8 protein-coding genes are annotated in these 16,889 nt (G+C 33.1%); all 8 read right to left on the reverse strand.

The window, feature by feature from the left end; translation table 11 throughout:
* Nucleotides 1-66: 66 nt before the first annotated feature.
* The gene (locus AABL85_RS08220) at nt 67-1,362 is read right to left on the reverse strand and encodes a TolC family protein (RefSeq protein WP_341309764.1); all 1,296 of its coding nucleotides are present in this window, start codon (nt 1,360-1,362) and stop codon (nt 67-69) included.
* Nucleotides 1,355-3,781, reverse strand: coding sequence for an ABC transporter permease (locus AABL85_RS08225; RefSeq protein WP_341309765.1), 2,427 nt, complete (start codon nt 3,779-3,781; stop codon nt 1,355-1,357). The genes AABL85_RS08220 and AABL85_RS08225 overlap by 8 nt, the downstream gene beginning before the upstream one ends.
* 103 nt (nt 3,782-3,884) lie before the next feature.
* Nucleotides 3,885-4,715 carry a GIN domain-containing protein gene (locus AABL85_RS08230; RefSeq protein WP_058699169.1) on the reverse strand — a complete coding sequence of 277 codons (831 nt, stop codon included), beginning with the start codon at nt 4,713-4,715 and terminating at the stop codon, nt 3,885-3,887.
* A gap of 19 nt (nt 4,716-4,734) precedes the next feature.
* Entirely contained in the window at nt 4,735-7,188 is a 2,454-nt protein-coding gene (locus AABL85_RS08235) for an ABC transporter permease (RefSeq protein ID WP_341309766.1), read from the reverse strand.
* Between the two features lies 1 nt (nt 7,189).
* Nucleotides 7,190-9,625, reverse strand: a complete 2,436-nt coding sequence (locus tag AABL85_RS08240) for an ABC transporter permease (protein WP_341309767.1) — start codon at nt 9,623-9,625, stop codon at nt 7,190-7,192.
* A 2-nt stretch (nt 9,626-9,627) separates the two neighbouring features.
* Nucleotides 9,628-12,048 carry an ABC transporter permease gene (locus AABL85_RS08245; protein ID WP_341309768.1) on the reverse strand — a complete coding sequence of 807 codons (2,421 nt, stop codon included), beginning with the start codon at nt 12,046-12,048 and terminating at the stop codon, nt 9,628-9,630.
* Between the two features lie 2 nt (nt 12,049-12,050).
* Entirely contained in the window at nt 12,051-14,504 is a 2,454-nt protein-coding gene (locus AABL85_RS08250; RefSeq protein WP_341309769.1) for an ABC transporter permease, read from the reverse strand.
* A gap of 2 nt (nt 14,505-14,506) precedes the next feature.
* A complete protein-coding gene (locus tag AABL85_RS08255) occupies nt 14,507-16,885 on the reverse strand; it encodes an ABC transporter permease (protein ID WP_341309770.1) in 2,379 nt (792 codons plus the stop codon).
* Between the last annotated feature and the right edge of the window lie 4 nt (nt 16,886-16,889).

The following is a 16,889-nucleotide window of genomic DNA, read 5'->3' on the forward strand; positions in this document are numbered from 1 at the left end:
ATAATAGGAATATTTGAACTTTTAATGTTAATATATTCTAAATACAAATAATGTTATAACTAATATTTATAGTGTATTTGTATTGAAAAGTTTAAGCTTTCGTTCCATAAAAGAACGATTATAGGCATTCTTAATTAAAGCAAATTGAGAGGTCAATAATTGATTTTTAGCAGCATTAAATGAGAAAATATCAACCTTTCCATTCTCATATTTAGCTTGTGTAGTACTAAATGATTTTTCTGATAGCTCAATGCTTTTTTGAAGCTGTTTTGCTATATTCTCTAGCTGCGTAATTTCAGTTTTCAACTCCTCAATCTGATTGTTCAGATTAACTTCACTTTCCTTTATACGCAAGGTGTTTAAGCGAATTTCCTCATTCTTTACTCTTACTTGTCTACGTACATTTCCTCCTTGAAAAACAGGTATACTCAACCCAAAACTAACATACTGACTTTTGTTATCCCCCATCTGTTTAGAGAAAGAATTAGTACGCAATTCTATATCGCTATTAAAAGGTTTTGAATAGAAAGAACCATATTGATAATTTCCGACTAATCGAGGTAAATTCTTCGACTTAATCAGTTTCCTCTCTTGTTCTAAAACCTGTTGTCTTAATCGATTCTTTTCTAGTGTTGGATTAAACTCATATCCTTCTAATTGTGCTATATATTCCTCCTTTTGTACCAGACTAAAATCACTTGCTTCAATACTATCTATATTTAACAAGTGAAGCAATTTTAACTTCTGATTATATAGACTATTCTCTGTTTGTTCTATACTAATGGTCTCACTGTGATATATATATTCTATATCATAGAAGTCACTTTTGGGTTTTGCACCAGCCTCTACTTCTTTCTGTACACGCTCTAAATTTGCCTTACTATTAATTAGTTGCTGCTGTTGTATCTCTAAAAAAGACTGTGAACCAATAATTTCATAAAACAACTCAAGAATAGCTGTCTGATATTGAAATAAGACATCTTCACTCTCTAATTTAGCATAATCAATAGCTAGGTTATGGTTCTTGTATTGTATAAAATTACTAAAATCAAATAAAGTAATACCCGCATCTAATGAAGCTCTTGTAGACTGTATATTAGAACTCACGCGACTATTCGTATTGGGATCAATAGCTGAACCAAAATTATAAGACTGTATTCCATTCAACCCTATATCGGGTAAATAATAAGAAGCCACACTTTGTTTTCTACTTTCAGCCACTTTAGTCTCTAAAGCAGATACCATCAATCTTAAACTATTCTCTTTTCCTTTTTCTACGCAGTCCTCCAAAGTCCACTGCTCTTGAGCTACTACAACAACACTAAACAAAATAGTCAATACTAAACACCAACTCTTACTCATACTTTATATATTTTAAAACGTCAATACGCGAAGCTTTCCAAGCTTTCCAAAACACCAACAACATTGAGAAAAGCATTAAGCTTACAAAAGCGATAACAAATGGCAACACGGTAATCGAAATACGATAAACAAAGTCCTCCAACCATATATTCATCACATAAATCACAGGATAAATAGATATGATAAATCCAATTAAACAATACAAAACAAAACGCGCAGATAATTTCAGAATCAAACTAATTGAGTTTGCTCCTAGCACTTTTCGGATAGCAATTTCTTTTAATTTACTTTCAATACTAAAAGAAACGATTGCCATCAAACCGAACAAGGCTATAAATACTGATACCCCCATCAAACACACAAATAATGTACGTTGATATAATGTCTTTTGGTAACTTTTAGCAAAGTCTTCATTGACAAATTTGTATTGTATTGGATAAGTAGAATCAATTCTCTTATTCCAAAACTCTTCTAAAGCTTGTAAGGTTGTTTGCGTATTGTTAGTGTCTATTTTTATCGCTATATGATTTGTTAAATGATAAAACCAATCCGCTGAATTAGGCATAAAATAAGTTACAGGATTAGTATTCTGACTAACTCCTTCTACCTTCATATTCTTTACAACACCTATAACTTCAAACTCTTTTCCATTCCATTTAATCTTTTTTCCTAATATTCCATCTGAAAAATTAAAAGTTGATTTAAATGTTTCGTTAACAACAACTTTACTAATACTATCTGTCGCCAAACTACGATCAAAAAAACGTCCTTCTTTCAATTCTCCATCAAATACTTTCAGAAAATCATATCCTACAGGAACGTTGTTACTTTGTACAGAAGCTTCACCTATTCTATTCGTTGAAGCACTACTATACCCACCTCCAATAACCATGGAATGAAGTGTTACTTCTTTTACTCCTTTAATCTTTTTTAAATCAGACTCAATATCATAGTAAAGATTATTTCGCCTCTCGATATCTTTAATCTTAAAATTAATATTAACAACCTGATCTCCATCAAAACCTAAATCCTCTTGAAGAATATGTTCTACCTGTTTATCTATAAAAACAGCCGTTGACAAAAAGAAAAAAGCGATTACAAATTGTAGAATCAGAAACATATTTCGAAGACTAACACCCGCTTTCCCTCTTAAATAATTTCCTTTCAACACTTTTAACGTATCAAATGACAATAAAAACAAGCTTGGTAATGTACCCGATAATAAAACAACTCCTAAAACTATTCCTAAAATAGGCAAAGCAAATACCCAAACATGGAAGGATATAGTTCTATTAACCAACAAATTAAAATAGGGTAAAAATATCTCAACAAACACTAAGGCAATTACTAAAGCTACTAATACACAAATAATAGATTCGAAAATAAACTGCAGAAATAGTTGCCATCTTGTAACACCAATAGCCTTTCTTATACCAATTTCTTTTGCACGTTTAAAACTGTTTACTAAAGCTAAATTAACTGCATTTATAATACTCAACATTAGCAGTAACACAGAAGATGTCATCATTATATTCAACACCTTAGAAGCTGTTGCTCCTCCTCCTAACCCTTTTGAAAGTGGGTTCAAGTGAATTGAATCTAATGAATTAAAATTAAGTATAATATTATCACTAAAATTCTTCTTCACCTCTTCTAAAGTCATGGTCTCATTCTTCATATACATCTGAAAGACATCATCATAAATTACATCTCTTATACGTTCTTGAACATCTTTAATCTGAACGCCTTCTTTTAACTTTAGTAATAGAGTGTAATTATGATCTCCCCAGTTATCCTCTCTATTATTAGCAATCTGATCTTCCGTAACAAATGAAGTCAATCCTTTAAAATTAACTGAACTATTTCCTGGAATACGATAAACAAAACGAATAGATAATACCTTTCCATTTTCCAATATAACTGTCTTTCCTATGGGATCAATACCTTTACCAAACAAACGCTCTGATTGATCTATATCTATTGCTAAAGCATCTTTATAATTCGTTTTATACTCTTCTGCACTACCATAAATGGTCTCGAAAGGAAAGAATTCAAAAAAATTAGCTTGCTTCTCATCAATATCATAGAGAAATTCCTTACGTCCATCCACCTCAACACTTGAAATATCATCAAATGTAAAGCTAAAATTATATGCTTCTACAATATCTGATAATTTGTCTAAATTGTTAGCAACAGGCGCAGGAAACCAATTTTTAAAGAAAGACTCTGATGTTCCTTCAACTTCATAAACTCTCTCTTTAAAAGAATTCCAGTGATTATAACTATGCTCGTTATGCCAAAACAACAGTACAAGTATAACAGCTGTCATACCAACAGCTAACCCTAAAATATTTAGAATAGAAACCACCTTATTCTTCCAGAAATGTTTCAGGTATAATTTAAACCAATTATTAATCATAAGTATTCGGATGAAGAATTACACTACTCAATGCATATATACTAAGATAAGTGATAGATAGTCATTATAAACATACCTATCACTATTCTAGAAGCTATAAGAATTAATCTATATTTTTCACTTGTCCTGAAGACGAAGTATTTGAACTAACTATCTTAGCTCCTCCTGTATATTGAACACGTCCTGAAGAACTCGCTCTACCAGATACCTCCTCAGTTACATTAAACACCATAGAACCTGATGAGCTAGCTTTACCTTCTAACGTTTTAGTTGTGAAGCTAGATCCTTTAATAGAACCACTACTAGAAGCAGAAGCGTTCACAGAATCAGCGTTTCCAGATAAACTCAACCTAGCAGAACTACTAGCTCCAAAGTCTCCAGTTTTAGTCTTTAATGAAATATCTACACTTGCTGAAGAACTAACACTTGCAGATGATTTCTTTGTCACCTCAAAGCTACCTTCTATTTTAGAAGAAGAACTTGCCTCTATAGATAAGTTATCTGCTTGTACTAACTCTCCTCTAAACCTTGCTGAACTACTAGTTTTTACATCAAATGATTTAGCCACAGCTTTGTTTAACAAGTTAAACTTAGCAGAAGAAGACAGCCTAACTTCCTCTAAGCTAGGATTATTTATAGTCACCACTACTTTTCCAAAATCTCTTATATTGATACCATTCTTCCATTTTTTATTAGTCTTTTGATCAATGAAGATATCTAACCCTCCAGTAATTGTCGTTTCCGTTTTGACATCTTTCATATTCTCAGACTTCTCTACTTCCACCACTACACTCTTAGCTCCTCCATAAGTAAAGTTCACTTCTATTCCTTGAGAAGCTTTTACAGATTTAAAATCACTTACTTGACGTGTTTCTTTTGATTGTGCGAACACACTTCCTCCTACTAATAAGAAGAACATGACTATTTTTTTCATATTTAAATTTGTTTTATGGTTATTCATATTTTATATATTTCAGTACATTGATCTTCGTCGCTGACCACGCCTTTAAGAATACAACACCCCCTGTTAGTATGAGTATCACAATCAAGCAAATGATAAATGGTTCTACACTAATATCAATTCTAAAAGCATAATCACTCAACCATTTGTTTAAGAAATAATAACTAGGGAATATAGCAATACCAAAACCTACCAGACACATCACTACATACTGTACTGAAAGTTGTTTTAATAAGCTAGATGAACTAGCCCCCAATACCTTGCGAATAGCTACTTCCTTTAAGCGGTTATTAATATTAAAAGAAGCCAAGCTATACAGTCCAAATAAGGCGATAAACACAACAATTGCGTTAAGCGTTAGAAAAACGTCTCTCTCTTTCTTTACATTATTAAATGTCTTTGCATACTTTTTATCCAAAAACTCATAACTAAAAGGCTCTTCTGAAACATCTCTTCTCTCCCATATCTTTGCTATTTCATTCATAGTTTTTTCAACATTATCTCCTTTAACTTTGACTGTGATCTGTCTGCTATTTAATCCCACCCATGAAATGGTTTTTAAATTAAAGAAAACAAGAGGAGCATAACTAGCTTTCAAATTATATAGATTAAAATCTTTAACGACTCCCACTATAGTTAATTTTCTATCGTTCCACTCTATAGTTTTTCCTACAGGATTCTCTTCTTTCATTTCATAAGCAGTACGTTCACTAATCAATATATTAGAGATAGAATCAGTGGAAAATTCAGATGATAAGCTTCTACCCTCTTTCATTTTAATATCTAATACATCTAAATAGTTATAATCCATTCCTACATTGATCCCTTGTACCCTATTGCCCTTATACAAAAAACTAGATGAACTACCGAAATCACTACCGATACCAATAGAAGCAATCGAAATATCTTCAACACCATTTAGTGTCATTATCTCTTCTTTAAGAGAGTGATAAACATTCAGCTTCTCTCCATGAGGCCCTTTATATAAATAAGGAATAATGACAACTTGATCTCCCTTAAATCCTAGATCCTTATTCATCATATATGTCACCTGCTCATATACGATATAACTACCCACCATAAAAAAACAAGCCACCGTAAACTGCACGACTAACATAACGTTCTTTAATGTCTTACCTTTCTTACTCTTATTTACCTCTCCTTTTAAAACGTCTAACGTTTTAAAACTCGCAGTAAATAAAGCAGGAATAATACCCACTAATAAAACAATGATCAAAATGAAAAATACTAACCAAGGTAATATATAGAATGTATCTATTTCCATCTGTGAATTGAGAAAAACCCTTAACCAAGGCATCACAAACTCAATCAAAACAAAGGCTATGATACAGGCTAATGCTGATGTGATGAAAGCTTCAAATAACCCTTGAAAAATAAGGTTCTTCTTGGTCGCACCTAATGTCTTTCTAATTCCTACTTCTCGTGTACGACTGATTGCCTGAGCAGTACTTAAGTTGATATAGTTAAACACTGATAATATCAATATCAGCAGAGAAAGTCCGATAATTATATTTAATCTCCCAACATTAGTTGCCCCTTCAGGTGTACCACTTAATTCAGATCTCTTCTGCATTCTTTGTTCTGATAAAACATGTAATTTATACCCTTTGTCCTTTAGTGCTCTAAATTCGTCCAAGGTCACTCCTTCTTCTTCTACCATGTACTCCTCTAAACTCATACCTTTATCCTGAGCCAATGACGCATATACATACCTAATCAAAATATCTTTTATAAGTCCTTCCACTTCAGCTGTATACTTAGCATCATCTAACTTTAACCAAATAGTTGAATTATAGTTACCCCATTGTTCTATCCCCTCTTTTTCATACTGATCTACTGCATTAACTAGAATGTTAGCCATCACAGAACTTCTTCTCTCTTTTAACTTATAAATAGCACTAATGACATAGTTTTCTTTATAACAAACTACAGTTTTACCTATTGGATCTTCATCTCCAAACAATTGCTTTGCATACTCCTCTGCAATCACTGCAGTATTAGGCCCATTAAATGGATTACTTCTATCTCCTTTTATAATCTCTGATGGAAAAAAGCTAAAAAAGTTAGACTTTACAAAACCTACCTTCTCTACCTCTCTTTTCACTCCTCCTATAGCTATTTTTCCTTCCCCATAATAATTGTCCATATACGTATAATCAACGATATGAGAAGACTCTTCTTTTAGCTTAGAGCCAAAGGGATAAGGCAACTTCATCCAGCTTGTATCTGCATTCAGAATAGACTCTACTGTGAAGATATTGTCCTTATTCGGGTTATCTTGATCATAAGAAACCTCTTCTCTATAATGTATAAAAGACAGTATAACAGAAGCAAACCCCACCCCTAAACTTACTAATGTCAGAATAAAATAAATTTTATTCTTCAACACATTAGACCAATATACTTTTAACCAGTTCTTTATCATACTACTCGTATTTAATATATTTTAATACATCTACCCTAGTCGCTTTATAAGCTCGACTGATAACAATTAGTAATGTCAATATCATAATGATAACAAAACAAAATATAAATGGCCATACACTCATCTCTATTCTAAAAGCATAATCACTCAACCATTTATTCAAGAAGTAATAACTCGGGAATATAGCTATTCCAAAGCCTATTAAACAAAACACAATGTACTGTCCTGTTAGCTTCTGTATCAGATCTTCAGGTCTCGCACCTAGTACTTTGCGTATAGCAACTTCTTTTAACCTAGAGTTAATCGTAAATGATGCCAAACTATACAATCCAAAAAGAGCAATAAAAACAACCAATAAATTCAAAACTAAAAATACTTTGCGCTCTTGTAGAGAACGTTCAAAACTCTGTGCAAAACGCTTATCTACGAACTCATAAGTAAAAGGAGAATCAGAGATATTATGTTTTTTCCAAATCTGTTCTATAGCTTCCATCGTCTCTTTAACATTCTCTGTGTTTATCTTAATAGACATCTCATTCATATTACTTCCCCATCCTTGTTCAAAATCTAATGACATAAATATCATTGGGCGATAATCCTCATGCAATCCAAACAAATTAAAATCCTTTACAACCCCAACAATAGTGACTTTCTCTTCATTCCATTCAAACTCTTTTCCTAAAGCATTGTCAGTAATACCCATCATTGCTATTGCCTTTTCATTTAGCAATACATTTTTTATACTATCAGAAGCAAAATCTTGAGATAGTGCTCTTCCTTCTTTTAATTTAATATCAAATAGTTTTAAAAAATCATCATCCATAGCTGCTACACCTGCCTGTATTTGTTTGCCTTGGTAAGAATATCCTACAGATGAATAATTTTTTCCGCCTATTGCCAATGACCACGCACTTGCTCCCTCAACACCTTTTATTTTAAGAATATCTGCCTTTAGTCTTTTATAGATAGGTAGAGTATTCTCTACAAGATCTCTTTTAAGATTATATGGTACTCCTACTATCTGATTTGCATTATAACCTAAATCCTTATTAAGCATATAATTCACTTGCTGATTGACAATCAAAGAACCGATGATAAAAAAACAAGCAACGATAAACTGAACTGTTAGTAATGTATTCTTAAACCAAACTCCTTTCTTACTTCTTTTTATATTTCCTTTTAAAACTTCTATTGTTTTAAAACTAGAAATATAGAACGCAGGCACTGTTCCCACTAAAAAAATCACAGTTATTAAAAACAATAAAACCTGAGGCACAAATTCCAAAACATTAAACAACAATTTAGCTTTAAAAAACACTCTCAGACTAGGAAGAGCATATTCGACTATAACTAAAGAAATGATAATAGATATAAGTACTGTTACTCCTGATTCAAAATAGTTTTGCAGCATTGTACTTGCTTTATTAGCTCCTAATACTTTGCGTACACCTAACTCTTTACCCCTATTCATTACTTGTACTGTAGTAATATTGATATAATTAAATACTGACAATAACATGATAAGACTTGAAAGACCTATAGCAATATAAATTCTATTTCTATTCGCTATTCCTTCTGGTAAAGCGTTTTTTTGATTCGAATTAATTAACCGTTGTCCTTTTAAATCATGTAAATAAAATGTCAATACATAATCTTTTTCTTTTTTTAGTTCCTCTATCGTGAGTCCTTTACTTTTTGCTACAGGAGCAATCACTTTTTCGTCGTATATACTTAATAATTGTTTCTCTATCAACTCTTTTGACTCTGGACTTTTTAATTTAATCCAAAGCGCTGAACTATAATTTCCCCAACCGTTACTTCCTATAGCATTTTCTACTCGTTCATCCAAAACATTAAATACCATATTAGGATTTATAGAACTCAATGTTTCTGCTTCCTTATACACTCCTTTCACTGTAAATGTCTTTCCCCACAAAAGGATTACTTGCCCTACAGGTTCTTCATCCTTAAATAAATACTTCACATAAGTATCCTTGATAAATACTTGATCACGCCCATCAAAAGGTTTTATTTTATTTCCTTGTACAATCTCAAAAGGAAATACCTCAAAAAACGCTGATTGACCAAAACTAGCTTTTTCAAAAGCTTTAGACTCTCCATTAACTAATACTACACCTCCCTGGTAATGAGCATCTAAATAAGTATACGTTTCTACACGGTCAGAAATATCCTTTAAAACCTCTCCATAAGGATAAGATAATGATGGCCAACTCTCCTCTTCACTAAACTTAGTCTCTACCATAAATACACGATCACTATCCTTGTGCCAAGTATCGTAAGACATTTCTTCAGTATAATATAAATACGAAATTATCACAGCTGATATCCCTATCGCCAACCCTACTAATGTCAACAAGAAATACATCTTGTGTTTCATCGTATTGTACCAATAAATCTTTAACCAGTTCTTTAACATCTCTATTCGTATTTAATATACTTTAATACATCTACCCTAGTCGCTTTATAAGCACGACTGATAACAATCAACAATGTCAATCCTAAAATCAACAACAAACTATACACATATACACTCCATCCTATCTCTATGCGATACGCATAATTCTCCAACCACTTATTTAAAAAGTAATAACTAGGAAACACTGCTATACCGAACCCAACTAAGCAATAGATTACATACTGAAATGACAACTGTCTTAACAGTCCGAAAGTCTCAGCGCCAAGTACCTTGCGGATAGCTACTTCTCTTAGCTTTGTTCCTATTGTAAAAGACGATACAGCAAACAATCCAAATAAAGCAATGAATACAACAATATTGCTCAATACACCAAACATCTTTCGTTCTAATAATACCCGGTCAAAAGTCTTGGCAAACTGCTTGTCTACAAACTCATAATCGAAAGGAATCTTACTCTCATTATTGTACTTTAGCCATAGTTTCTCTATGTCCTTCAATACTTGTTCTATTCGCTCTGGTTCTACTTTGATTGACACCTCTTCAAACAGTCCCTTAGCACCCTGAAAAGTTGCGTGATGTGCAAATACTTGAGGGTTAATCCCATTCTCTACACCACTTAAATTAAAGTTTTGTATAACTCCTACTACTGTGTATTTCTTTTTATTACTGACTATTTCTGAATTAATAGGTTCTTTGATATTAAACATTTCGATAAATGCCTCATTGACTAAAACATTATTGATACTGTCTGATGCAAATTGTTCTGAGAGCATTCTTCCCTCTTTAAGTTTAATCTGCATAACATCAAGATAATCATAATCTAAAACAATGCGACTAACCAATAATTTGTCCTCTCCTTTTTCAAAAAAAGAAAACACGTTTCTACCACCTAATGGACCAAAAACCATTGAAGAAGCTGTTACATTAATTACACCAGTTACATTCTGTACTTCCGTTTTAAAATTATTGTACTTATCAAAGCGAATGCTATCGTATTTTGTCTCTGATAAGAAAGGAACTGAAATAATTTGATCCCCTTTGAACCCGAGATCTTTGTTGAGCATATAATTAACTTGTTTATTAATAATTATAGAGCCTATAATAAAAAAACAAGCGATAACAAACTGCAAAACTAATAAGCTGTTACGCATTAAGCTACCCTTTGCATCATTAGCAATACGCCCCTTCAGCACACTGATTGCTTTATGTCTTGAGATATACATAGCAGGGACAAATCCGCAAAGCACGATAACCACTATCAGAATAGCTACTATAATAAATATATGCTGTATAAAAGAGATACTAATATTTACATTCAAGAATATATTGATATAAGGCAACAGTAATTCCATAACGCAAATAGCCAATACAAAACTTGTGAGAACCATTAAGGACGACTCAAAAATGCATTGTAAATAAATATCCATTCGCTTTGCCCCTAATACTTTACGTACTCCTATTTCTTTGCCTCTTTCCATCATTTGGGTTAAACTCAAATTGATATAATTAAAAATCGAGAGTAGTAGTAAAGCAACAGATAAACCAATTGTTATATACAGCAAATTCAAATTTGCGCTCGCCTCTGAAAAGAAGTATTTGCCATTCATCATATGTATATCTTTCAAAGAGTAAAACGTAGGTCTGGTAAGCATATCACCAATTACGGTTTTCTTATACTCATCTAAACTCATTCCTTTATCTTTGGCTGCACCTGCATAGAGATTGTCATCTATCACACTTTCGATGATTTCACTTACTCTATGAGTATCTTTTGTTTTAACAAGCATTGGAGTACTGGCTGATCCCCAATCATTGTTAGTCATTGCTTCTTGCGTTAACGAATGAGTCACTAATTCAGGCATTAACGAACTTCTCTTCTTTCCAATTTCGTATACACCTGCTACAATATAGTTCTGATCATCGAATAAAATCTCCTGTCCAATAGGGTTAACCCCTTGACCAAATATACGTTCAGCCAAAGTCACTTCTAATGCTACATCATTCAAATTAACTAATGCTGTCTGTGCATTACCATAGACAAAATCATAGGGAAAGAATGAAAAAAAGGTATTCTGTGAATCAAGTGCTTTCTTTACTTCAAAAGACTTTCCATTGCGATTGACAGTCACTGATCTATAATATCCATAATACATATAAGATTCTACAGCGCCTGAATTATCGTGAATATACCTTCCTAAAGTCAAAGGTTGTGAACTATACATCATTCGTTTACCTAAATTCTCAATTACATAGACCTCATCCTTATTCGGATTCCATTGATTATAGCTCTTCTCTTCCAGATAATACAATGATGCCAATGTAATTGACGCAATACCAATCGCCAATCCTACCACTGTCAACAAGAAGTACATCTTGTGCTTCATCGTATTGTACCAATAAATCTTCAACCAGTTCTTTAGCATCTCTATTCGTATTTGATATACTTTAATACATCTACTCTAGTCGCTTTATAAGCACGACTGATAACAATCAACAATGTCAATCCTAAAATCAACAACAAACTATACACGTACACACTCCATCCTATCTCTATGCGATACGCATAATTCTCCAACCACTTATTTAAAAAATAATAACTAGGGAATACTGCTATACCAAATCCAACCAAGCAATAAATTACATACTGAAATGACAACTGTCTTAACAGTCCGAAAGTCTCAGCGCCAAGTACCTTGCGGATAGCTACTTCTCTTAGCTTTGTTCCTATTGTAAAAGACGATACAGCAAACAGTCCAAATAAAGCAATGAATACAACTACAATACTTAGAATATTAAATATTCTCTTCTCCATCTGTACTTTATGGAAAGTCTCTGCAAACTGCTTATCTACAAATTTGTATTGAAACACATCCCTATCTTCTATATTGTACTTCTTCCACAGCTTCTCGATATCAACAATAGTCTTACTAAAATATTCTGGAACAATCTTTATATATATGACAGAATACATCCCATAGCTATGCTTAGTCTCTGGCATATAAGAATATACAAATGGCAATATTTTCTCTTCAAGCCCTTCAACATTAAAGTCTTGAATTACTCCCACTATTGTTTTCTTCTTGCCTAGCAGTTCTATAGAAGTATCAAGAGGCTTAGCCAAATTCATCGTATGAACAAAAGTCTCATTCACCACCACATTATCTAAACTATCAGAAGATAATTGAGCAGATAACATCCTACCTTCTTTTAGCTTAATCTCTAATACATCGAAGAAATCATAGTCTATCATAGCATTATTAATCATCACATTTTCTTTCCCGTTGTTGTGATAAGTACCAAATACACCTCCTCGATTACCTACAAAACTTACATTACTAGTAGACACCGACTCTATTCCTGTTATTTTCTCTAGTTCGGCTTTAAAGCTTGCATATTTAGTCGCACGTTTCCCTGTATAACTATTATGATTAAGAAACTCTATATTAATAACTTGATCTCCTTTAAACCCAAGACTTTTATTGAGCATATAACTTACTTGTTCATTGACTATGATAGAACCAATAATAAAGAAGCAAGCTATAGTAAATTGAAGAACTAAAAATCCATTACTAAGCCACTTACCTCCTTTAGTCCCTATTACATTTCCTTTTAATAATTTGACAGTCTCAAATCTTGAAACAAAAAAAGCAGGAATGCCACCGCATATCAGAATCACTAAAGTGGCAATAACGATAAGAACAGCTAAATCATTGATAAATGAAAATGTGATATTCGTCTCTAAATAGACATTGATATAAGGCAGAATGAGCTCAATAATACAAATAGCTAATACTAAAGAAAGAATAACCACAATAGCAGTTTCAAAAATACTCTGCTGATAAAAACTTCTCTTACCTCCACCAGCTACTCTTCTCATTCCTATTTCTTTTCCTCTACTCACTACTTGCGTTAATGATAGATTGACATAATTAAAAATAGAAAGTAAGAGTATCGTCATAGATAAGAAGATACTAATGTTTAGCATTTGCACATTTGCGCTACCTGCTGGGAATAATAACCTTTTATTCGGTAGCATACGAGAATCTGCAAGCTTATTTAATACAATATCTCCTGTATAGTATTTAAAAGGCTCTTCTTCTTTATATTGCTCTAATGTTAGACCATCCTTCTTTGCATTAGGAATAGCAACATATTTATCTCTAAGCTCCATTATAGCCTTTTTAATTCTATTAGGCTGTTTAGTCTTCACACATAGAATTAATCCAAATTCCTTCGTCCAGTCATCACTATCACTAGGCTTTACAGGCAAATTATTCATAACTGCATGAGGAGCAAAAGAACTGCGTAGGTCTCCTATTTTGTATACACCAGAGATTATAAAACTAGTGTTACCCTGACTATCATATTCTGGATTAATAGCTTCTATTGTCTTACCTATTGGGTTTACTCCTTCCCCAAATAGTGCTTCAGAGATCTTAATATCTATCGCTACATCATTAGGGTTAACTAACGCTTTTTCAGCATTGCCATATACAAACTCGAATGGAAAAAACTCAAAGTAGTTATCTTGTACAGCATATGTATCCTTTACATCTATTGTCTTCTCATTATAAATAAAATTTAAAGAACCATTATATCCAAAGTACATATAATCATCTAGTTCCTTATAATTATCCTTTAGATACCTTCCCATAGGACGGAACTGATCTGTCATAGAGAAATTCGGAGCTACAGTCTCTACGAGATACACCTCATCCTTATTCGGATTCCATTGATCATAACTAGACTCTTCTAGATAGTATAATGATGCTAATACAACTGACGCAATACCTAGTGTCAATCCTATGACTGTCAACAAGAAATACATCTTGTGCTTCATCGTATTGTACCAATATATTTTCAACCAGTTCTTTAACATTTTTATTCGTATTTGATATAATTAATAATATTGATTTTAACAGCCTTATACAGCTTACTTGCTAAAACCACAAAAACTAAAACAGAGAGTAGCACTAAAGAAAGTACAAATGGATAAACCGCAATATCTGTATGATCTATAAACCTATCTAACCATTTACTCATCAACCAATATGTAGGGTATAGCACTAATACATAAGTAATCCCTAGAGCATATATAAAAGGTTTTAGTAACTTCAGATAGAGTTCTTTCTCACTAGCCCCTAATACTTTTCTGATCACGATTTCCTTTAATTGTTGTTCAATTGCAAAGGACATCACCGCATAGAGTCCAAACAGAGCGATCAACACTACTGCTCCATTCCACAGCATAAACATATTGCGCTGTGATAGTGTTTTCTGATAAGTCTGAGCAAACTGTTTCTTCACAGCCATCACCTCAAACGGATACTCATAATCGACATTCACTATCCAGAACGCTTGTAGACGTTCTAGAGTTTCTTCCTTTATCTCTGGATCTATCTGCACAGATAGAGACTCTATACCATAAGGCAAAAACTCTATATCTCTCCAGTGAAACAGAAGCATTGGCTTTATACTCTCTTCAAATCCGTCTCGGTTAAAGTCCCCTATTACCCCTTTTATGATAAATGTATTACTGTCATACGCTATGACCTCTCCTACTACATCACTAGGTTGTTTACCTAGTTGAGTAACAAATTTCTCATTGACATATACGGTTGGGAGATCTTCATCTATATCCTCCTGAAGCGCCAGCATATTGAATCCCATCATCTGTATATACCCTTCATCCACGCCATCCATGATGAAGTCCGTTATTTTCTGTTGTTGATAATAAGCAGTATGATTCGTATTCATACTATTTCCTTTAAAAGAGATCGTAGACAGCCCTACACCTTTCACCCCTTTTATATCCGCTATTTGCTCTATGACTTTAGATGATCTATACATCTTACGTCTGATCTGTTGTGTATATAGCTTGACTTGATATACCTGTTCTCCTTTAAATCCTAATTCTTTGCTTTGCATATAATCCACCTGATTATACACTAGCCATCCAGCGATTAAGAAAAAGAAAGCAATCACCAACTGTATTCCCACGAATGCCATTCTCCACTTAGAGATACTTAAGTGAAGCTGTACTTGTCCTCCCTTAGTGTGTTGTCTAGCGATAATACTACCGTATAAAGCAGGTAGCAAACCTCCTAGACAAATAATTCCTCCACCTATCAGTAAAATCACAATCCCCATAGCTTCCCAAGAGAACACTAAGTGTTGATGTAAGAAACTGTTGTAAATAGGTAAGCTCAATTCTACTAAAACCAAAGAAATACTTAACGCAACTAAGACATTCAGTACCGTCTCAAAAAGTAGTTGTAATACCAACTGTCCTTTTGAAGCTCCTATTATCCTTCTTAGAGACAGCTCCTTTGCTCTACTTAAGACATTAGACTGATTCAGACTGATATAGTTCACTACAGTCAGTAAAAAGATTAAGAACGAACACCCACTGATTAACCCTATTGTTTCTCTCTTTGTATTCCCTTCTAATAGAGTACTCTGCTTAGATTCAAATCGAGCTTCTGCTAAAGGAACTAACTTAGAAGTAATCTCATCTCCCTTATCATCGAAGTATTTATTCTTCTTTTTCTTATTATAGTAAACCTCTTCTAGCTCTTTTAATAACTTAACTTGGTCTACTCCTTCTGCTTTTTTAAACACGAGTCCACCTACATTCTCTTGCCATAACTCATACTCTTCCATTTCATCAAAGTCTATAGAAGCAAGTACTACATTAGGCATTATCGTAGCACGTTGATTTAATTCATACACCCCTCTTATCACATACTTCTGATGTGCTAACGACAGTGTGTCACCCACGGGATTTGTGTCTCCAAAAAATCGAGTGGCTAGATTAGAAGATATCGCTATAGAATAGTCATCAACGAACAATTGTTCTTTATCACCGTACTTAAATTCAAAAGGAAAAAAGTGAAAGAACGTCTCCTGTGTATTTAATATCTTACTTACAACTCCTTGTTCTGTTTTACTCTCTCCATAGAAATCTAAATACTCTAATGCGTAGTAACAGTAGTCTTCAGCTAATTGATTCTCTAATAAATAAGGCCCCACCCCTGCAGGGATATAGATAGAATTGGATTGTTTTCCCATCTCTAGGTTTACTTCATACATATTACCTACCTTAGGTATCCATCTATTATAGCTATACTCACTCTTATAGTAAGTCACCGCAAGGATAACAGACGCCATACCAATAGCTAGCCCTATGATATTCCACAAAAAGAACAATCTAGAGTTGCTGATATTTTTAATATATATTTTAAACCAATTCTTTAGCATAACA

The sequence above is a fragment of the Myroides odoratimimus genome, from assembly GCF_038039805.1.
GTDB classification, from domain to species: domain Bacteria; phylum Bacteroidota; class Bacteroidia; order Flavobacteriales; family Flavobacteriaceae; genus Flavobacterium; species Flavobacterium odoratimimum_B.

Coding starts and splice junctions, on each gene's coding strand:
- AABL85_RS08245 (WP_341309768.1), bottom strand. CDS start 12,048: ATGCTAAAGAACTGGTTGAAGATTTATTGGTACAATACGATGAAGCAC.
- AABL85_RS08255 (WP_341309770.1), bottom strand. CDS start 16,885: ATGCTAAAGAATTGGTTTAAAATATATATTAAAAATATCAGCAACTCT.
- AABL85_RS08235 (WP_341309766.1), bottom strand. CDS start 7,188: ATGATAAAGAACTGGTTAAAAGTATATTGGTCTAATGTGTTGAAGAAT.
- AABL85_RS08220 (WP_341309764.1), bottom strand. CDS start 1,362: ATGAGTAAGAGTTGGTGTTTAGTATTGACTATTTTGTTTAGTGTTGTT.
- AABL85_RS08240 (WP_341309767.1), bottom strand. CDS start 9,625: ATGTTAAAGAACTGGTTAAAGATTTATTGGTACAATACGATGAAACAC.
- AABL85_RS08225 (WP_341309765.1), bottom strand. CDS start 3,781: ATGATTAATAATTGGTTTAAATTATACCTGAAACATTTCTGGAAGAAT.
- AABL85_RS08230 (WP_058699169.1), bottom strand. CDS start 4,715: ATGAAAAAAATAGTCATGTTCTTCTTATTAGTAGGAGGAAGTGTGTTC.
- AABL85_RS08250 (WP_341309769.1), bottom strand. CDS start 14,504: ATGTTAAAGAACTGGTTGAAAATATATTGGTACAATACGATGAAGCAC.